Below are 20,539 nucleotides of genomic sequence, written 5' to 3'. Positions count from 1 at the left end.
GAAAGAATAATATGATATGTTATTTTATACCTGTAACAGAGAAATAGCCTATCTTTGTGATTATTTGTAAATAAGGAATTATGAGTCAGACAACAGCTAATGGATTACTATATCCTGCAATGCATAAGTTATATAGTGCTCTAAACAGTTTGGAGCAATTTCAAAAAGGGAACAACTTTTTTGACAATATATCCTGTTTGGATAATTTCTTTTCAGAATACAGAAACATAACTTTTGTTTTGCAAAAATCATTAGCCCATACTGAATATGAGAGTATATATGAGGAGAATAGGGCGAAGTATCTTTTGAATGAAACCTGTAAATGGTTTGTAGAAAAAAGAAATGAAGTTCTGAAACAGCATCCTTTCAATTTAGAAAAAAGGATAACTATAACTTTATACTCTCCTCAAACATCAATTGCTCTACCTGAATATGTTTTCACTATTGAAAATGATGTGGAATATTCAACCATCATTGACTCTCTGAGAAGTCTTTTTATTGACATTAATCCAGTAGAAGTTTTTTTCTCTGTGGAATTTTCGTTCTACGAAAAAGGTCAGAACAAAGAATTATATGATGATTTGATCTTAGGCATAAGTAACATGAAAATGTTTATATCAAGTATGAGAGAAGCAATAAACGAAGAATGTAGATTATGCGATCAGTTAGAACAGAAAATAGATAAGATGAACTTTTATCAGGTTCCCAAGAATATGTTATTCATCGAAGACTTTGCTTATTATCCTCAAAAGGATCATTTTGAAAAAGGATCAAGGATGGAAGTTATGATGCCTGACCTTTCTATAAGGATGCCTTTGTCTGGGTTTTGTAACTTCCTCAGTAAAGACAGTAATGAAAAAAGGAATGCATTTGACGATTTTATCACGATGCATATAGTCGTATTTTCTATGCAGAAAACATTAATGCCAACTTTTATGATTGTGTATGAGGATGAAACTTTTGCGTTGAAATCATTTCATGCTTCCATAAAAACGACAATGTATAGGACTATAAATGATATTGCAAAGAGAATTGAATCAGATAAAATCAAGTCTATTTTTTATGTAACCGAAATGCTAAAATACGCCAATGAAAGTAATGATTATAGGGAAATTCTAAAAATGAACTCTAATGATAGAGCAAAATATAGAACATCCGAATTACTTTGCTTTTATATGTTAGACAGCAATTTGCATTTCCAATCTTATTGTTTTGATAGTGAAAAAATTGATGATATGGGATATGTTATGTCTATATTAAAAAGCCAGTTCCAAGAAAGTACAATTACGAATTTTCTTCAGCCAATAAAAGATGAATTTGAAAGGATTAGAAAATAAGAGTCACCCAAATTTTGAGTGACTCCTACTAACTGTCTCTACTCCTCTTTCGGCAACAAATGCCGCAAGTTCTCATCATTGCGAATCCGCTCCAACTCATCCGCCACAATCTGTTTGGCTTCCGCTTTGATACGGTCGTAATTCTCCTTAATCATTTCCTTCATGCGATCCACGCCGTTTTCATCTACAAAGTTGGTAATAACGGGTATTTTACGGTACGCTTTCGTTTCAGCGGAAACACGCTCGTTATCGACAACGATTTCACAATGGAAAATCTTCTGTTCTATCCGTTCATCGAAGTTGTCCGCTACCGCACCCACAAACATACCCTGTGTGAGATTGGAGATTTTAGACGGAGGTATCAAACTATCCATTTGGGTAGAAATGGAAGTTGATTTATCGTTTCGGTTTATCGTCATGGACTGGCGTTTCTGTAATACTTTCCCAAAACGGTCGGAAAGCGTTTTTGCAGTATCGCCGACCACTTGCCCGGAAAAGATGTTACCTACGGTGTTCATTACTACGGCAGCTTCTTTATCTCCGTAGTCGCGCTTTAGCTGCGAAAAGTCCTGAAAGCCCAACAATACAGCAACCTTGTTGCTCCGTGCGGTGGCTATCAGGTTATCCAACCCTTTGAAATAAATAGTCGGCAACTCATCAATGATAACCGAAGATTTGAGTTGCCCCTTTTTATTAATCAACTTCACAATACGGGAATTATACAATCCGAGAGCCGCACCGTATATATTCTGGCGGTCGGGATTGTTCCCCACGACCAACATTTTAGGGTCGTCCGGATTATTAATATCCAGCGTAAATTCATCGCCCGACATTACCCAATAAAGCTGTGGGGAAATCATCCTCGAAAGCGGAATTTTCGCACTCGCAATCTGTCCTTGAAGCTGGTCGGCAGCCCCAGATTTCCACGCATCCATAAAGGGAGAAAGGTAGTTTTCGAGGTCGGGATAAGAGGTTAAAATCGGAAAAATATCTTCGTAACTTTTATTCAAAAACTCGATAGCATGGGGAAAGGTGCAATACTTCCCATCCTGATAAATCCGCAAGTACCATATAATAGCGGCAAATAGGATAATCGGCGATTCTACGAAGAAATCGCCCTGTTTCTGTACCCACGTCCGGTTCAGATTCAGCATTATCGTATATGCCGATTCGTAGGCATCCGAAATATCATCCATAAACGAAGGATTAATCGGATTGCAACGGTGCGAACGGCTCGGATCATCGAAATTAATTACATAGAATGTCGGTACTTTCTCGTAACCTTCCCGGTTGTTTAACAGGTGGTTATAAGCAATGGTAGAGAGGTCGGGGTCGGGTAGGTCAGCACCCTTGCGGGTGCTTCCCCCCCTAAGAACCGTGCGTGAAAGTTTCCCCTCACACGGCTCAAGCAAACAATATTTCTTTTTAATTAAGAATATGCTCATAACTTACTTCTTCTTTTTATGTGTAACACTTTGGTAACAGCTATCATGAACCAGACTGAGATGGTTTTTACCATTCTCTTGCCGGTTCATAGTGTGCCATGTAGTTTCCGCTGTAATAGGTTCTCCACACAACACACAGTTTCGCTTTTGTCTTTCCCACATTGCAATGAGTGACCTCTTCCCTTTGAGACTCATTTTCATTTTGGCAGTTCTTCTCTTTTCAAGATATTGCCTCCATTCAGGGTCGAAGGGATTGACTTCACATTTCAGTTGAGGGTATCTTTCAATTTTCGTGTAGAACAAGATAGTAGCCGGAACATAATATTCCTCCTTTTTCTCGTTCTTCTTTTTAACTGCAAATACCCAGTCCCGACCATCAATTCTGTGGAAGTAGCGGTCTTTAATCCACCCCTTGCACTTGTTACCATGCCTGCGGAGTGCCCACTGCCATAACTTCTTGAAGATTTGATGGTCTGCTTTGCGGAAGACTGTAGAGGCTGCACTATATTTGTAATAGTTCGCCCATCCGTTGAGTATCGGGTTCAGTCGCATAATCAGTTCATGTTGTGTACCACCACGGGATCGTTTGATTTCGTATTTGACTTTGCTCAACATGCGCTTGATTCTGTCTTTGGCAGGTTGTGTTAGTAAAGTGTCTCCAAATTTGCGGACATTGAACCCAAGAAAATCGAAGCCATCACTAATATGAGTGATTTTGGTCTTTTCTTCAGATAGCGTCAATCCTCGCTCTGCAAGGAATTGGGCTACCAAAGGTCTGACCTTTTGCTCCAATAGTTCTTTGGTTTCACCCGTGATGATGAAGTGAGTAGAGCAGGGGAACTTCCCCCCTGCGCCCTCTCAGAACCGGACGGGAACCTCTCAGCTCATCCGGCTCCCCTTATCCAGCCGTAGGCAAAACGCCATAGCGCCAATGAGCAAATAAAGTCTTGTCACGCCGTGCAATCCTTCCCAACCAATATTCAGCCCGTCTACGATGTTTACGACTTTTATATTTCCTGCGAACCCACTTAATCAGACATTGATTGACATACCTCAGTGTGTATATCAACTTCGATTTATAGTAATGACCATAATACGATATCCATCCTTGGATCCGCGAGTTAAACATATTAGCCAAATCATTCAGACTTTTTGTAACCTTCAGTTGTAGCCTCCAACTTCTTACCTCTTCTTTTAATGCTTTTATAGCTTTATCGGATATGGCAGGAAGATAATTAAGAAAGATCTTTCCATGCTTATTCTTTGCCAAGCGAGGTCGGAAGGTGTAGCCCAGAAAATCAAAGCTTATATCAGGGTGTTCTTCAACCCTGTCGGCATCTTTACAATACACAATCCTCGTTTTCGTCTCATTCAACTCTAAACCAAACAAGTGAAAACGTTCTTGCAATACAGATTTCATATACTTCGCTTGTTGATAAGTCTTACAGTGTAAGACTCCGTCATCAGCATAACGCTCCCACCAAGCGGCAGGATATTCCTTTGCCATAAAACTGTCAAAGGCATAATGAAGAAATAGGTTCGCAAGGACTGGACTTATAACACCCCCTTGAGGAGTGCCTGATGATCGTTCCTGTAATGTGCCGTCTTCCAGTTGGAAAGGGGTAGTCAACCATCGTTCCACATAAAGCAAAACCCACTTATGTGGAGTATGGCGACGAACCATCTCCAAAAGATAATCATGACGGATATTGTCAAATAAGCCTTTAATGTCATATTCCAATACCCAATCACGATGCCAACAGCGTTTTCGAGTTGTCGATAGAGCTTGTATAGCTGATTTATTAGGTCGATAACCGTAAGAATCATCATGAAACAGAGGTTCCACGGATGGCTCAAAGTACAACTTGGCTGTCATTTGAGCGATACGGTCTTCAACTGTAGGAATACCAAGTATCCGCACCCCTCCATTCTTCTTGGGGATGGATACTGCTTTTACTGGTTTAGGAAAATAGCTACCGGAAGACATTCGATTCCAAATCTTATAAAGATTACCTTTCAGATTCTTTTCAAAGTCTTCGATGGATTGTCCATCCACACCATAACTCCCTTTGTTTGCCTTGACACTTTCCCAGGCTCTATATACAGCCCAGCGAGAGATGTCGTACGGCTTTGTTTCGTTCATAAGTTCATCCATTTATACAATGTTGGCTCATAATTAAAACCGGATAACGTTGAACCCTTCGCTCCATTCCAATTACAGGAACTTCATCACTACTACGATTCAATCTGCCCCTATGGCTGCATCGGTACTCTCTTCTTGTGGGACTGCCACTTGAAGTACTCCCTTAACATCAGCCCGTAGGTTCCAACGTTCCGTACAAACGCCTGTATCAAGATCATGCCTCCTTTATGCCGCCCACCGTATAGCCAGTAAACAGGTATCCGCTATACTTATCCCGGGTTAACGACTACCTCCCGGTTTTGATGGAATCACTACGCTTTCGACACGTTCGTAAGAGGTTCACAACTTCGTTCATCTTCCTGATACTCATCTGACAGTTTTAAACTGCCTTTTCTCTAACGCTCAATACCGTAGCTTTTGACTAAAGCACCTTAGAGTGATTTGCAACCTCCACCTGCATGGCGGTTGCGGTGGGCCTACCACCATCGTCTGCACAGCATTGCTCAAAACATCCAATTTAACTCGGAGCTTCTCGCATTCGTTGCGCCCAGTCATCTGCGTAACGAACCAACCTTACTTTGGGACAGTACCATCCCGTTTTTTCGGGAATATGCTCCCACGGAAAGTTTGTTTCCAAAAGTTCCTGTAACCCGTCGAGTGTCATATTAGCGAGAGTCGGAGATATAATACCTCCCTGTGGTGTGCCTTCTTCTGTTGGAAACAATTCTTTGTTGTACACAAATCCACATTTTAACCATTTCTGTAATATGGTTTTATCCGTAGGGATATTTTCCATGAGCCAATTATGGCTTATGTGGTCAAAACAACCTTTAATGTCTCCTTCCAACACCCACTCGGCAGAACATTTTCTTGAAAGTAGTGCATGACAGCGAGCCATCGCATCCGCAGCACTGCGGTCTTTTCTGAAACCAAAGGAGTAGTTATCCGCAGTTGTCTCGGATACTGGTTCCAATGCCATCAGATAGAGGGCTTGCATCGCTCTGTCTTTCATTGTCGGTATGCCCAGCGGGCGAAGTTTTCCGTTACTCTTTTTAATATTCACTCTTTTCAACGGTTGAGGTTTATATCCTCTTCTTTTTAGTGTTACAATGGCTTTGAATTTTGATTGTGGAGTTGACCAAAGGACGTTATCCACTCCCGAAGTTTTCTTGCCATTATTAGAAGTAACTCGTTTGACTGCCAATGTTTTGGCATAGAACGAGTGGGTAAGTGTCCATTGCAAGGTTTTTACCTTACCATACTTACCTGCTTTCTGAGCTTTTACAATACGCGCTTGCAGCTTATTAACCGCCTGTTCGCACTTGTTCCAGTCTATGCTTTCCCAAGTTTGCCCTCTTCGGTCAGAAGACGCACACGATTTTTTACTTTCGTACATTTGCTTTTCCTCTTTCATAAGTTCTAAAAGTTATCTTGTAAAACGTTACCATACCGGAAGTCTGCCCGTTTTCACGTCAAGTAATGTCGTCAAGGTCAATTCATGATTTTGACTCAACTTATATCTGTTCCATTACAGAACAGCGTTCGCTTTCTCCGGTTTTCCTTTACCCGCATATCCATCGGATTACCTTGCAGCTTTCCTACCCTTACGGGAGATATACGGGCTTACCGTGTTCTACACCAGTACCAAGATAGGGTTAGGTCTTGCCTCTTCGCCGGTGGCTCTATTGTTCGCGTAACCCCAAAATTCACAGGGAAATCCAGCCACGTTACCTTTTGGTTCAAGCCTGATAGCATTCGTAGGCTTGTTCGACTTAACGACGTTTATTAGCAATTCACTTTCGTTGACCATACCTTCCGAGCCAAGCTCCCCGACCCGCATAATGCTTGCGAGCTTTGAAATCCCCTTGCGGTTCTTTCTTACCCTTTCGGGAGGGCTACCTTGTCCGAGCAGCTTGATACCCTTATGTAAGCGCACCTGCTCGTAGGCTACTATTGGCGAAACAATAGGTCTAATCTATGTTAGACAGCTACTGGTGTAACTTTCACGTCACACAAACTTGAAGTCGTAAATATAGCCTGTATAACCCTTCTCAATCTGCTGTTTGATGAACTGGTTTACAACGGCGTATGACTTACCCGAACCCGGCGTACCCAAAACGATAGCTGCCCGAAATGGATTTACAACGTTTATCCACCCTTTCCACTGTTTCTTTTTATACCAGAATTTCGTAGGCAGGTTTACCGAATAATCGTTTACCATCAGCTTAGTTTCCTGCATGAACGATTCGTTTTCCGTATTGAAAACATCATCGAACATATTGTTTTTGAGTAGACGGCTTATCCATGTACCCGCCATCAGTAATAATATGTAGCCTGCCGAAATGGTAAAAATATAAAATCCGGCATTGGCTACTTTGGGTAACGGTAATGCCAGTAACCACCAATTCAAAAAGAACAGGACGAAGCCGATACCGAGGCAGACATAGATTTTCGTCCATGTAATCTTTTCCTCTTTCACACCCTTTGTTCCCAGACAGGACAAAGCAAGAAACACTACGGCAAAGATTTTCGTCCACAGGATCGAGGTAAACAATCCGGCGGTACGGTTAAAATTCATCAGAATTTTATCGACTACCCCGATATTGATTCCCCACTCGTGCATTGCCTCATAGCAGAACCAATACACATTTATCACTACAAATAGTATAGAGAGCGCACGCATAAAGTCCATTACTTTAGCCAAGCCCCTCAAATCATCTTCATTTTGCATAATCGTAAAAATTAAATTGTTATTACTTCAAATTTTATAGCTGCCTGCCATACCTGCGCTTTTTCTTTCTTTTGCGCTTAATGGTCGGCTGTTTATTGTCCGTCCCTTGTGTTTCGGGAGTAAGGACAGAGAGTAGGCTGCCCGCCGCATCATCGACCGTAGAATGCCCGGCTTGCGGTTGTTTGTCGATAGCAGGTTTGTCAGTCTGGCGTAGGTTATCGAACTGTTTCGGCTGTTGGGTTTGCAGATCCTCGCGAGGCGAATCATCTGCGAACCGTTCGTTAAGGACATTCGCTGAAAACTCCTTACCCAGACGCGAACCGTTTAGTACCGCCCGCTCGTTATGGTCGATAAAGGTTGCCCCGAAAATGCGCCCTTCATCATTGCGGCGAAGTACCAAGTCGATACCTTTCTTTTGCAATGCCGCCCGGAACTCGCTTTCGGTGCGGGTACTATTCAAGGCTTCGGAAACCACAATGCGGGTACGGGCTGTAACACCGTCCGTTTTGATAGTTTCTTTCGACTTGTCGAACTTAGTTTCCAATGCTTCGATGCCGAGAGCCTTTCCGAACAGGGAGGATTTTAAGGGTTTGCCGACACGGTTGCCCTCGCCGTCCAATGCCGAGTAAACCAATCCCCGGTAGGGCTTGCCTTTATTCTCTCCTTTGACTTCTTCCACGCCTACATTATATAAGGAAAGCAGGGCGCGATACTCGCCGAGTGTCTGGAAACGGTATATTCCGGAAAGCGGCTTGATAACGTTGGCCACCTGTTTCTTTAAGTTCCCCTGGCTAACGTCTACCGGAGCAAGCCGCCACGCCTCGCCTTGTATCTGACCGTTGGCGGGAATCAGGTTATATTCCTTTTCCAACTCCCGCCGGATTTTGTTACTGCGGTCTTTCTCGAAGCTGTCAGGGACAAGCGAACCATCGGGACGGACACGGGTCGAAACGATGTGGATGTGCTGGCGGTCTATATCCTCATGTTTGAAAATCATGTAAGGCTGCGAACCATATCTCAACCGCTCCATATACTTTTGCCCGATCTCGGTAAGCTGCTCATCGGTCAGCTTATCGTCCGGGTGCGGATTCAGTGAAACATGGATAACTGGCTTTTTGGTGGTGATATGCGAAGGCATAAACCGCTCAAAATCCTGCATACAGGCAGAGGCGTTGAACGTTCCATCGGCAGGTTCGATTACTAAATTAGTCGCCAAAACCTTACCCAAACCCTCGTCCACTTTCTCCTGATTGTAGGAAAGTGCGCCGTACAAATTGCTTCCATGAGAGATTTTCGCCACCATTTTTTAGAGGTATTTCGCCTTAAACTGTTCGCACAAGCTCATCACTTCGCGCCCGATTCCCGCAAGCTCTACGGTCGCTTTCTCCAACTTATAGAGCAATGCGAGGGCTTTTTTCTCCCCAAAATTGCTGTGCAACTCCTTTACGATCTGGTTGTAATTAACGCCCACGCTCCGAAACTGGCTGTGCAATGCGGTCAGCTTTGCGGTAAATTCGACCGCTGATGCGTCCGTTTTTACCACCCGGAACTCATCGCCAAAGATGCGGGCTGAGATAAAAGCAGACAGCGAACTTACGCCTGACTGCTCGAACATGGCAAGAAATCCGGCGTGCTGTGTGTCCGTCAGGTTCACCGTCAACCGATGTTTCGCCGGGTCGTTCTTCGGGGGTCTCCCCCCCTTTCCCCGCTTACGGGGTTCTCTTTTTTCTTCGTTCATAACATTAATCTTTTAGTGGTTATATGAACGCTGCGGACGGCTCATGCCGGCTTAATTTTTCCCGACTTCGGAGAGGAAAAACCCCTCTGGAAGAGCAAGAGGTTGATGCTGCAAAAAACGAAGTTTGCTGCAATCAACACATCTTGCTATTTGCTAAAATGCAAATACATTTTGCCCGTAAGGGGCATCTTTTCGTCCCGAACTTTTCGGGATGTAAGACTGCCCTTCGCCGGGCAATTTTTGAGTGCCGGAACTATCTTAAAAATCGGCATAAATACCCCGCAACGTTTCACGCTGCAAAGTTATAGTGAATAAATAACACGCTGTATATCAACAAGTATAGACAATCCCAGACAGAAGCTACCACCCCTCGAAAATATGGTGCAAGTATGAAAAAGAAGGCGTTTATTTGCTCCCGAAAATGGATTTGAAGCCTCGCTGATTTATGAATTTACAGAGGTGAAAAACCAACTATTTGAATTTGTATTGTCGTGCTGTCGTACTGTTGTAAATAAGTACTGTTGTATCGGAATATCACTTTGCATTTTTACTCTTTCAGCTATGTATTGCTGTAAGTACATGAACAGGCAGAAAACTATCAAAGCATTTCATTCTGTCAATGTGGAAATGCGGCAATCAATAGGCAAACAATCAAATATTAACTGAATAAAAACAGTACCGGATTAGAGGTACAAATAATTCAATAAATAACAATTAAAACATTCAGAACAATGAAAAAGGAAGTAAGTAAAAAAGAGCCAAAGTATGTAGCGTTCAGCACTCAAAAAGGCGGAGCAGGAAAAACGACTCTTACGGTTTTGATCGCAAGTTATTTGCATTATGTCAAAGGTTACAATGTGGCAATCGTGGATTGCGACTACCCGCAGCACTCCATTGCTGAAATGCGGGAACGTGATTTCAAAATGGTAGAACAGGACGAGTATTACAAGGGAATGGCTTACGAGCAGTTTACCCGGTTGGAAGGAAAGCGAGCCTATCCTGTGATTGAGAGTAGTACGGAAAAAGCGTTGAGCGATGCCGATGCGCTTTGTGAACAGGGTGAGTATGACTTTGTGTTCTTCGATCTGCCCGGAACAATGAACAATCGTGATTTAGTTCTCGCCCTCGCCAGTATGGACTATATCATCGCTCCGATTGCTGCCGACCGTGTAGTAATGGAAAGCACCCTCAACTACATGATTGTTGTAAGGGACAATATCGTGAACACGGGTAAATCCAATATCAAAGCGATGCGGCTATTATGGAATCTGGTTGATGGCAGGGAAAAATCCGAATTATATGAGGTGTACGAAGGGGTTATCAAAGAGTTGGGGTTTATAGCTCTTAACACCTTCATTCCCGACAGCAAACGTTTTCGCAGAGAGCAGTCGGTCAATCACAAAGCCTTGTTCCGTTCAACATTATTCCCTGCGGATAAATCCCTTGTAAAAGGCAGTAATATAGATGTCCTTACCGATGAGCTTTTGGAATTGATAGACAAGTAAACTATGGCAAAGAAAGTAGATACATCAGGGTTTGATCCCGACTTTATCATAGGTCAGACTAAGCCCGACAACCGGGAAAATCCGCAGGTTATCCAACCCGCTGAACCTGTGTTGGAAGATACCCCGCCGGAACGGAAGAAAGAACCGGAGGACTTGCCGGAACAGCAGAAAGAAAAAGAAACCCCGAAGCGCAAGCGCGGCGGGCAGGCGGGATATAAAGAAACCTTTTTGAAGCGAAACGAGATGAAGACACGACAATGTGTCTATATCAGTTTCGATGTCCATGCAGTTATCACAAAACTTGTCAGGGCTTTGGTTGATGCGGGGAATGATATTTCCGTAGGCGGATATATAGATACGGTGCTGAATGAACACCTGCAACTTCATAAGGAGGAAATAAACGAGATATACCGCCAACGCCCGGAAGATTTACTGTAAACGAATAAGTCACTTTGATATGAAAAAGAAAAAAGCGAAACAGGATTACGAAGGCCTGTTCTTCAAAAAAGCATCCATTACCACCCGTAGCGGGAAAGCGGTCTATATCCGCAAGGAATTTCACGACCGCATCATACGGATTGTGCAGAACATCGGATATAACGAAGTATCGCTGTTCAGCTACATCGACAATGTACTGGAGCATCATTTTAACACGTATCAGGACGACATTACGGAACTGTACCGTAAACGCCGTCCCGAAGATATATTTTAAGCTATGGAACGATATATTATTTCAGCAATCGTATTGTACGCATTGGTGGTAGCTGTTTACCTGCTCCGGGAACAGATGCAGAAACGGAAAAAGAACGCAGCAAAAAATCCCGGTTTCAATCCGTTTCGCTTCACCCCGAAAGAAGATATAATCGGCAAAAGTAAATTTGACCTTAGACAATCCCGGACAGAAGCTACCACGCTGATTCATAATGAAAAACGGATTGAAAATGAGCCTATATTTGCTGACGAAAACAAAAAAGATGCTCCGGTAACACCCCCTTTGGTTGAATCGGAAACAGTCTTATCAGGTGAAAATATAACGGACGAAAATTCAAACGAAATCAATTTAGTAATTGAGAACACACCCCCCGAATTAGAGCCGGAATATAACACGGAAGATATAGACGAAGAAGAAACAGAGGACGAAGATACCGAAGGGGTTGCCGGGGTTTCGATGGCACTCGGACTTGGCTTTGACGAATTGGCAGGCATGGTGCGGACGGTAGAAACTACCGATGTCGCAACAACCGAAGAAAAAGAAGAAGCCGGGCGGGTACTGGTAGAAATACGAAAGACCGAAATGTTCGATCAGGTCGCAGGCGATGAACCGAAAAAGAAAGTGGTGTCCGCACTTATGGACGATTACTTCGCAGCCTTCCACCGCAAAAAACGGGAGGCGGGAGAAACGGACGAGCCTGTGGTAAAAGCACCGAAAGATTTTAATGTACGCGGCTTTGCGTAAGATGTATAACAGTAAAAAAAGTAACAAATGAAAGAACGGGATTACGGTTAGCTACGCGCTTGAAACCACTAAAAGATTAAAGTTAAACAATTATTCATTTCCGGTACAGGGGACTATTCCACCCCCTGTACCATTAATCAAAAAATCGTATGACAAAGAAGAAAATTCTTATGTCGGCAGCCTTCATTTTCGCTGCCGTATCATCCGCCTTTGCACAGGGTAACGGTATCGGGGGTATTACCGAAGCTACCAATATGGTAACATCGTATTTCGATCCCGGCACAAAATTGATTTACGCCATCGGAGCCGTTGTCGGCTTGATTGGGGGAATCAAAGTGTATAACAAGTTCTCTTCGGGTGACCCCGATACATCGAAAACCGCCGCCTCTTGGTTCGGCGCGTGTATCTTCCTAATTGTTGCCGCCACCATCCTTCGTTCCTTCTTTTTGTAATCCATTTCCAAAAAACAATAAGAAATGGAGCATAATATTAATAAAGGCATTGGCAAGAGCGTGGAATTTAAGGGCTTGAAAAGTCAGTATCTCTTCATCTTTGCGGGCGGTTTATTGGCTGTATTCGTAGTCTTTGTGATTATGTATATGGCAGGTGTAGACCAGTGGGTCTGCATCGGTTTCGGCGTTATCGCCGCCTCCGCTTTGGTGTGGCTGACTTTCAACCTGAATGCGAAATACGGGGAGTATGGATTAATGAAAGTGCTGGCAAAACGCCAGCACCCGCGCTACCTGATAAACCGCAAAAATTCCCGCCGCTTGTTCAGCCGACCTAAAAAAAAGGAGGTGCGCGATGCGTAATGTAATGAAAGCGGCTACCATCGAAAGCAAATTCCCGCTGTTGGCAGTGGAGCATGGCTGCATCATCAGTAAAGACGCGGATATAACGGTAGCCTTCCGTGTCGATCTGCCGGAACTGTTCACAGTTACCGCCGTAGAATATGAAGCCATACACTCGGCTTGGGCGAAAGCCATCAAGGTTTTGCCCGATTACTCAATTATCCACAAGCAGGATTGGTTCGTGAAGGAAACCTACAAACCCGAAACGGATAAGGAAGATATGAGCTTTCTGTCCCGCTCGTTTGAACGCCACTTCAACGAACGCCCCTACCTGAACCATAGCTGTTTCCTGTTCCTGACAAAAACAACTAAAGAGCGAATGAGAATGCAAAGCAATTTCTCATCGCTTTGTCGTGGGAACCTCATACCCAAAGAGGTAAACAAGGACACGGCGACACGGTTTTTGGAGGCGGTCGGACAGTTCGAGCGTATCGTGAACGATTCGGGATTTATAAGTCTTACCCGCCTGACTTCGGATGAGATCACAGGAACGGAAAGCCAGCCCGGATTGGTGGAAAAATACTTTGCCCTCTCGCTGGACGATACCACCTGTTTGGAGGATATGGAACTCGGAGCGGATGGGCTTCGCATCGGAGCAAAGAAAGTCTGCCTGCATACGATTTCCGATGTGGAGGACTTGCCCGGAACAGTCGGAACGGATATGCGCTATGAAAAGCTATCCACCGACCGGAGCGACTGCCGATTGTCGTTTGCAGCACCCGTAGGGTTGCTGCTCTCATGCGACCATGTATATAACCAGTATATTTTTCTGGACGATTCGGCAGAAAACCTGCGGAAGTTTGAGAAGTCTGCCCGCAATATGCAGTCCTTATCCCGCTATTCACGCGGGAATCAAATTAATAAGGAATGGATAGACAAGTACCTGAACGAAGCACATTCGTTCGGGCTTACCTCTGTCCGGGCGCACTTCAATGTAATGGCTTGGTCGGAAGATATGGAGGAACTGAAACATATCCGAAACGATGTGGGTTCACAGTTGGCTCTTATGGAGTGTAAGCCGCGCCATAATACAACGGATGCGGCAACACTCTATTGGGCGGCTATGCCGGGCAATGCCGGGGACTTTCCTTCGGAGGAAAGTTTCTACACGTTCATCGAACCCGCCCTGTGTTTCTTCACAGAGGAAACCAACTACAAAAGTTCACTTTCGCCTTTTGGTATCAAGATGTGCGACCGTGTGAGCGGTAAGCCCCTCCATGTGGATATATCGGATTTACCGATGAAGCAAGGGATAACCACCAACCGAAATAAATTCGTGTTGGGGCCATCCGGTAGCGGTAAATCCTTTTTTATGAACCACCTCGTCCGCCAGTATTGGGAACAGGGCACGCACGTTGTCCTTGTCGATACAGGTAACTCGTATCAGGGACTTTGTGAAATGGTACGCCGGAAAACCAAAGGTGAGGACGGGATTTATTTCACATACACAGAGGAAAATCCGATCAGCTTTAATCCTTTCTATACGGACGATTACAAGTTCGATGTGGAAAAGAAGGACAGTATCAAAACGTTGTTGCTGACCCTGTGGAAATCCGAAGATGATAAGGTAAGCAAGACCGAAAGCGGCGAACTCGGTAGCGCAGTATCGGCGTATATTGAGCGCATCAGGGCAGACCGGAGTATGGTTCCGTCCTTTAATACTTTCTATGAGTATATGCTGGGCGACTACCGCCGGGAACTGGAAGAAAGGGAAATCAAGGTAAGCAAAGAGGATTTTAACCTCGACAATATGCTTACCACCCTGCGCCAGTATTACCGGGGCGGACGTTTTGACTTCCTGCTTAATTCGGAGCAAAACATCGACCTTCTGAATAAGAGCTTTATCGTCTTTGAAATTGATTCGATTAAGGGTGCGCCCGTCAAGGCAGCATAAGAAATATCCTTTGGCAAGGATTAGGTAAGTGTTCTTTGAAAAACCTATCATCACCCGGCTTATCTGAAAGGGAAATTAACCGGACAGGGAGTGTAGCATGCCGGGAAGACCATAAGTCAACCAGTTATCAGGTTGCGACTGAATGGGGAGATGAAAAGACAGATACGAGGATAAAATCTGGATTGATTGAACGATAATCTGAGCGGTATTATGGCGTACCTGCGACGTTAAGATAACTATACTCGTCGTACTGTGATTCACTTCTTCCAGTCTTTGAGGAGGAAGTGCAGGAACTAATCACAGCGCAACTGCAATAAGCAGTAAAGGATGAAAGTCGTATCCGACAATCTGTCGTGCCGGAGACTATGTATAGTCTCGTAGTTCTTATGTATGCAAACGGGGATTACCTAAACCGGAAAGCCAGTTGTAAGGCTATGGGGTTAGCCCCTGAATATCCGGAGTGGTAACGGAGCCTCCGTAGTAGTCCGAGCAGGGTAATGACCTGTACATGGCGAAGGGAGGCAGCTAAAGTAGTTTTAATACAATTAACGAAAAATGTGTGAGACATTATGAGAAATTCAGAAAGAGTATTAAACAGTCTTGCGAAACACAGCAAACTTTCAACCTATAAGTATGAAAGGCTCTATCGTGTTTTGTTCAATGAAGAGATGTTTTATGTTGCCTATCAACGTATTTATGCGAAACCGGGTAACATGACACCGGGTTCTGACGGAAAGACCATTGACGGAATGAGCCTGTCTCGAATTGAAAAACTGATACAATCGTTGAAAGACGAAAGTTATCAGCCCCAACCCTCAAAAAGAACCTACATACCGAAGAAAAATGGGAAAGTACGTCCTTTGGGAATGCCTGCTATTGATGATAAGCTGGTGCAAGAGGTAATAAGAATGATTCTTGAAGCCATTTACGAAGGACATTTTGAAAACTGTTCTTATGGTTTTAGACCCAAACGAAGTTGCCATACCGCATTAAGTCAGATTCAAAAGACATTCAATGGTGCGAAATGGTTCGTTGAAGGAGATATTAAAGGATTCTTTGATAATATCAGCCATGATGTAATGATTGATATTTTAAGAGAACGTATCTCTGATGAGCGATTCATACGACTGATACGGAAGTTCTTGAATGCAGGATATATTGAAGATTGGAAATTCCATAAAACACACAGTGGAACTCCGCAAGGTGGTATTGTTAGCCCAATATTGGCTAATATCTATCTGGACAAGCTGGACAAATACATAATGGAATATATCCGAAAATTTGATAGAGGGGAAAATCGCAAAACAAATAAAGAGCGTATTCAATATGAATATGGAAAAAGGCTCGCTGTGGTGAAACTAAAAAGTGTAACAGACAAAGATGAAAGAAAAACAATTATCAAACAGATTAAAGCATTTGACAAGGAAAGAGCCTTAATCTCATGTGGAGACGAAATGGATTACGATTATAGAAGAATGAAATATGTGAGGTATGCAGATGACTTCCTTATAGGGATTATCGGCAGCAAATCAGACAGCCAAAAGATTAAAGAGGATATCAAGAATTTTCTTCAATCCAAATTAAAATTAGAACTGTCGGATGAAAAAACGCTGATTACCCATACGGAGAAATCTGCAAAATTCCTCGGATATGAAATCTATGTTCGAAAATCCAACCTTACCAAAAGGAATAAAGCGGGTCGTCTTATGAGAGCCTTTAATAAAAAGGTATATCTAAAACTGACTACGGATGTTATGAAGAAGAAGTTACTCGAATACGGTGTTTTGGAAATCAAAACACATAACGGAAAAGAGCAATGGAAACCAAAAGCGCGAGTACAGTTTATAAACAATGATGACCTTGAAATCCTGGATAGGTATAACTCTGAAATCAGAGGTTTCTACAATTATTATTCAATTGCCAATAACTGTTCGATAATACACGCCTTTAAGTATATTATGGAATACAGTATGTACAAAACCCTTGCTCTAAAATATCGGACTTCTGTTGTAAAGATATGCCGTAAATATAAGCAAAACAAAGCATTTACTGTACACTTCAGAAATAGGAAAGGCGAAGACCGAATCAGAGTCTTTTACAAAGAAGGTTTCAAACGCAAAACACCCAATTATCAATCATGGGTAGACAACCTTATAGCACCATTTAGTACCAGCACAACCAGCCTGACCGACAGGCTAAAGGCTAAGAAGTGCGAACTATGTGGAGCAACGGATAAGAAACTAAATATGCACCATGTGAGAAAGCTCAAAGGTCTAGATAATAAAAAGCCTTGGGAAAGACACATGATAGCAAGACGTCGAAAAACCATTGCGCTATGTGGAAGTTGCCATAAATTGACTGACATTGGAAAAATGGACTGATACTTTAGTGGAGAGCCGGATACGCTGGAAGGTGTACGTCCGGTTCGGAGGCGAGTGCTTGGAAACCGACCATAGCAATATGATACGGCGCTGGGTGCTTAGCCTACAGAATAAGGAACTTTTTCCTGTGGTAACAATCATCATTATGGACGCGTTTATCCAGAAAATGAGGCGATTAAAGGGCGTTCGCAAACAACTTATCGTAGAGGAAGCATGGAAGGCTCTTTCTTCGGCGAACATGGCTGAATACCTGAAATATATGTACAAAACAGTCAGGAAATATTTCGGGGAAGCCATTGTCGTAACGCAGGAGGTGGACGATATTATCGCTTCTCCCATCGTGAAAGAGGCAATCATCAATAACTCCGACTGTAAAATCCTTCTCGACCAACGAAAATTCATGAACCGCTTTGATGTGATCCAATCACTTTTAGGTCTGACTGACAAAGAGAAAGGACAAATCCTGTCTATTAATATGGCAAACCATCCCGGCAGGTTTTATAAAGAAGTATGGTTCGGGCTGGGCGGTGTTCAGTCAGCGGTATATGCTACGGAAGTAAGTGGAGAAGAATACCTGACCTATACCACAGAGGAAACCGAAAAGATGGAAGTCTTCAAAAAGACGGACGAACTGGACGGAAATTATGAACTGGCGATTAAACAGCTCGCCGAAAGTAAACGCAACTAAAACGAGAAGCCATGTTCAGCAAATGTAATATAGCCGACCCTTGCGCCNCACCTGCGGGAGATTACGGGGCGTTGGGTAAGCCCGGACGGTGCGCCTGCGGTAAGAATTTACCGCAACACTTCCCGCAAGCGGGGAGGCATCCGGCTCTGTCTTACTTACAACAACCCGCAGGTGGTCTGTGATTGTACGGTGTATTGCTTGTTCGGTTTGTACTACATCGACCTGTACGGGCGTATCGGGATTGCTTATGACCGGGAGCGGGAGGTCTTATTGCTTTCCGCTTTCGGTGAATATGTCCGGGCAGAGGATTAGTCTTTCGGACTACTCCTTTACCCCAAGTAAATAACAATTAAAAATGTATAGCAATGAAAAAGATTTTTTTAAGCCTTGTGTTAGCCGTTAGTTTCTTCGGCTTTGAGGCAAAAGCGCAATGGGCGGTCATCGACCCGTCTAACCTTGCTCAAAATATACTGACGGTTTCCAAAACAGCAACAACGGCAACCAATGTAATCAATTCATTCAAGGAAATGCAGAAGATTTACACTCAGGGCAAGGAGTATTACGACAAATTACAATCGGTACATAATCTGATAAAGGATGCCCGCAAAGTAAAGGAAACCGTAGAGCTGGTCAGTGAAATATCGCAGATATATTCTACCAATTTCAATAAAATGCTGTCCGATAAGAATTTTAGTCTCCGGGAACTGGAAGCTATATCAAACGGATATTCCAAACTGTTGAAAGAGAGTGGAAACCTATTGTCGGATATAAAGAATATCGTTTCGGCTTCCAACGGGCTTTCCATGACCGATGCCGAGCGTATGGCAATCATAGATGAGATACATACGAAAATGATTGAGCATCGCAACCTGACGCGGTACTTTTCCAAGAAAAGTATCTCCGTATCCTTTATCCGCAGTCAGGAAAAGGGTGATATGGAGCATGTACGCGCCCTGTATGGTGATCCATCCGATAGATACTGGTAAGCCATGATGTTGTTAGCAATAGATTTTGAGAACCTGCATCAGATTTTACGGAATCTGTATCAGGAAATGATGCCCCTTTGCGGCGACATGATCGGTGTCGCCAAAGGGGTAGCGGGTCTGGGTGCGCTGTTTTATGTGGCTTCCCGTGTATGGCAAGCCCTCTCACGGGCAGAACCGATAGACGTATATCCCTTGCTTAGACCTTTTGCCATCGGACTGTGCATAATGTTTTTCCCCACAATCGTACTCGGCACGATCAACGCCGTTATGTCGCCTGTGGTAAAAGGAACGCATACCATACTGGAATCGCAGATAACGGACGTACAGGCATTACAGGCGGAGAAAGATGCGTTGGAGTACGATGCGAGGGTACGCGAGGGGAAAGCATGGTTGGTCGATGACGAGGTGTACGACCGGAAAATGGAAGAGTTGGGAATATGGGAAATGGGAGAGATTATCAGTATGTGGGGTGAACGCAAATGGTACGATATGAAAATGTGGTTCCGGCAGTTAGTCCGGGATTTCTTCGAATTGCTGTTCAATGCCGCAGCCCTCACGATTGACACCTTACGCACCTTCTTTTTAGTGGTGCTGTCGATCTTAGGGCCGCTGGCATTTGCCCTCTCTGTTTATGACGGTTTCCAATCCACACTTACAAGCTGGCTTTCACGCTATATCAGCGTGTACCTGTGGCTACCCGTTGCCGATCTGTTTTCGGCTGTGCTGTCTAAAATTCAGGCACTCATGCTGCAAATGGATATAGGGCTATTGAAAGACCCGTCATACGTGCCGGATGGGAGTAATGGCGTATATATCATCTTTTTGATTATAGGCATTATCGGGTACTTCTCGATACCGACCGTTGCGGGTTGGGTGATTCAAGCCGGAGGCGGTAGCGGTACACGCGGAGTAAACACGGCGGCAAGCAAAGGGGCAGCAATGGCAGGAGGCGTAGCCGGAGCCGCTGCGGGCAACGTAGCCGGAAGATTATTAGGTAAATAATTAAAAATACTCAAAAAAATATGGAGTTCAAAAGTTTAAAGAATATAGAAACATCATTCAAGCAGATACGCCTTTTCGGTATCGTGTTTCTGGTGTTGTGTGCCGGAATTACGGGTTATTCCGTATGGTCGTCGTACAGCTTCGCCGAAGCACAACGCCAGCGTATTTACGTGTTGGACGGGGGCAAGTCCTTAATGCTTGCCCTCTCGCAAGACCTTTCGCAGAACCGCCCTGTCGAAGCACGGGAACACGTCAAGCGGTTTCACGAACTGTTCTTCACACTCTCACCCGACAAAAAAGCCATTGAAAGCAATGTGAACAGGGCGTTGTTCCTTGTCGATAAAAGTGCTTTCAAATACTATCAGGACATGGCGGAAAAAGG

Annotated in this window: 15 protein-coding genes and 6 pseudogenes; 14 read left to right on the top strand and 7 right to left on the bottom strand. The window is 43.8% G+C overall.

Annotated features, from left to right (window positions below):
* The first annotated feature begins 80 nt into the window (after nt 1–80).
* Complete coding sequence (locus D0T84_RS11160; protein ID WP_163307946.1) at nt 81–1,337, top strand: hypothetical protein; 1,257 nt, start codon at nt 81–83, stop codon at nt 1,335–1,337.
* Nucleotides 1,338–1,375: 38 nt separating this feature from the next.
* Here D0T84_RS11160 and D0T84_RS11155 read toward each other — a convergent pair.
* The 7 genes and pseudogenes from D0T84_RS11155 to mobA all read right to left on the bottom strand — a co-directional run.
* Nucleotides 1,376–2,680 (bottom strand): annotated as a pseudogene (locus D0T84_RS11155) (TraM recognition domain-containing protein); the annotation flags it as partial.
* A 105-nt stretch (nt 2,681–2,785) separates the two neighbouring features.
* A complete protein-coding gene (locus D0T84_RS11150) occupies nt 2,786–3,553 on the bottom strand; it encodes a group II intron maturase-specific domain-containing protein (RefSeq protein WP_255495319.1) in 768 nt (255 codons plus the stop codon).
* Nucleotides 3,554–3,680: 127 nt separating this feature from the next.
* The gene (gene ltrA, locus D0T84_RS11145; protein ID WP_163307945.1) at nt 3,681–4,925 is read right to left on the bottom strand and encodes a group II intron reverse transcriptase/maturase; all 1,245 of its coding nucleotides are present in this window, start codon (nt 4,923–4,925) and stop codon (nt 3,681–3,683) included.
* Between the two features lie 547 nt (nt 4,926–5,472).
* A pseudogene (locus D0T84_RS11140) lies at nt 5,473–6,321 on the bottom strand (reverse transcriptase N-terminal domain-containing protein); the annotation flags it as partial.
* 618 nt (nt 6,322–6,939) lie between these two features.
* Nucleotides 6,940–7,656 (bottom strand): annotated as a pseudogene (locus tag D0T84_RS11135) (YWFCY domain-containing protein); the annotation flags it as partial.
* A 34-nt stretch (nt 7,657–7,690) separates the two neighbouring features.
* On the bottom strand, nt 7,691–8,959 hold the full coding sequence (mobB, locus tag D0T84_RS11130; RefSeq protein ID WP_163307944.1) for a conjugal transfer protein MobB: 1,269 nt from the start codon (nt 8,957–8,959) through the stop codon (nt 7,691–7,693).
* 3 nt (nt 8,960–8,962) lie between these two features.
* Complete coding sequence (gene mobA, locus D0T84_RS11125) at nt 8,963–9,394, bottom strand: conjugal transfer protein MobA (RefSeq protein ID WP_163307943.1); 432 nt, start codon at nt 9,392–9,394, stop codon at nt 8,963–8,965.
* Between the two features lie 731 nt (nt 9,395–10,125).
* On the opposite strand from mobA, the gene D0T84_RS11120 reads away from it, so the two are divergent.
* The 13 genes and pseudogenes from D0T84_RS11120 to traK form a co-directional block, all read left to right on the top strand.
* Nucleotides 10,126–10,899, top strand: a complete 774-nt coding sequence (locus D0T84_RS11120) for a ParA family protein (protein WP_163307942.1) — start codon at nt 10,126–10,128, stop codon at nt 10,897–10,899.
* A 3-nt stretch (nt 10,900–10,902) separates the two neighbouring features.
* Nucleotides 10,903–11,337: a DUF3408 domain-containing protein gene (locus D0T84_RS11115; RefSeq protein WP_163307941.1), complete on the top strand. Its 435-nt coding sequence runs from the start codon at nt 10,903–10,905 to the stop codon at nt 11,335–11,337.
* A gap of 22 nt (nt 11,338–11,359) precedes the next feature.
* Nucleotides 11,360–11,611: pseudogene (locus D0T84_RS11110) on the top strand (DUF3408 domain-containing protein); the annotation flags it as partial.
* A 3-nt stretch (nt 11,612–11,614) separates the two neighbouring features.
* Nucleotides 11,615–12,355 carry a hypothetical protein gene (locus tag D0T84_RS11105; RefSeq protein WP_163307939.1) on the top strand — a complete coding sequence of 247 codons (741 nt, stop codon included), beginning with the start codon at nt 11,615–11,617 and terminating at the stop codon, nt 12,353–12,355.
* A gap of 149 nt (nt 12,356–12,504) precedes the next feature.
* The gene (locus tag D0T84_RS11100; RefSeq protein WP_032853573.1) at nt 12,505–12,807 is read left to right on the top strand and encodes a DUF4134 domain-containing protein; all 303 of its coding nucleotides are present in this window, start codon (nt 12,505–12,507) and stop codon (nt 12,805–12,807) included.
* 24 nt (nt 12,808–12,831) lie between these two features.
* Nucleotides 12,832–13,167 carry a DUF4133 domain-containing protein gene (locus D0T84_RS11095; RefSeq protein ID WP_163307938.1) on the top strand — a complete coding sequence of 112 codons (336 nt, stop codon included), beginning with the start codon at nt 12,832–12,834 and terminating at the stop codon, nt 13,165–13,167.
* Nucleotides 13,160–15,076, top strand: a pseudogene (locus D0T84_RS11090) (TraG family conjugative transposon ATPase); the annotation flags it as partial. The gene D0T84_RS11095 and the pseudogene D0T84_RS11090, both read left to right, overlap by 8 nt.
* 593 nt (nt 15,077–15,669) lie before the next feature.
* On the top strand, nt 15,670–17,481 hold the full coding sequence (gene ltrA, locus D0T84_RS11085) for a group II intron reverse transcriptase/maturase (protein WP_163307937.1): 1,812 nt from the start codon (nt 15,670–15,672) through the stop codon (nt 17,479–17,481).
* A 106-nt stretch (nt 17,482–17,587) separates the two neighbouring features.
* Nucleotides 17,588–18,169 (top strand): annotated as a pseudogene (locus tag D0T84_RS11080) (TraG family conjugative transposon ATPase); the annotation flags it as partial.
* 105 nt (nt 18,170–18,274) lie between these two features.
* Entirely contained in the window at nt 18,275–18,481 is a 207-nt protein-coding gene (locus tag D0T84_RS11075) for a hypothetical protein (RefSeq protein ID WP_370525498.1), read from the top strand.
* A gap of 53 nt (nt 18,482–18,534) precedes the next feature.
* Nucleotides 18,535–19,155, top strand: a complete 621-nt coding sequence (locus D0T84_RS11070) for a DUF4141 domain-containing protein (protein WP_163307936.1) — start codon at nt 18,535–18,537, stop codon at nt 19,153–19,155.
* 3 nt (nt 19,156–19,158) lie between these two features.
* A complete protein-coding gene (gene traJ, locus D0T84_RS11065; RefSeq protein WP_163307935.1) occupies nt 19,159–20,157 on the top strand; it encodes a conjugative transposon protein TraJ in 999 nt (332 codons plus the stop codon).
* 20 nt (nt 20,158–20,177) lie between these two features.
* On the top strand, nt 20,178–20,539 hold a 362-nt coding region (traK, locus tag D0T84_RS22960; RefSeq protein WP_255495325.1), incomplete at its 3' end, for a conjugative transposon protein TraK.

This window comes from Dysgonomonas sp. 521 (assembly GCF_010501055.1).
Taxonomy (GTDB): domain Bacteria; phylum Bacteroidota; class Bacteroidia; order Bacteroidales; family Dysgonomonadaceae; genus Dysgonomonas.
The sequence above is the reverse complement of the archived record's forward strand: the minus strand, read 5'-3'. Positions and strand labels throughout refer to the sequence as shown.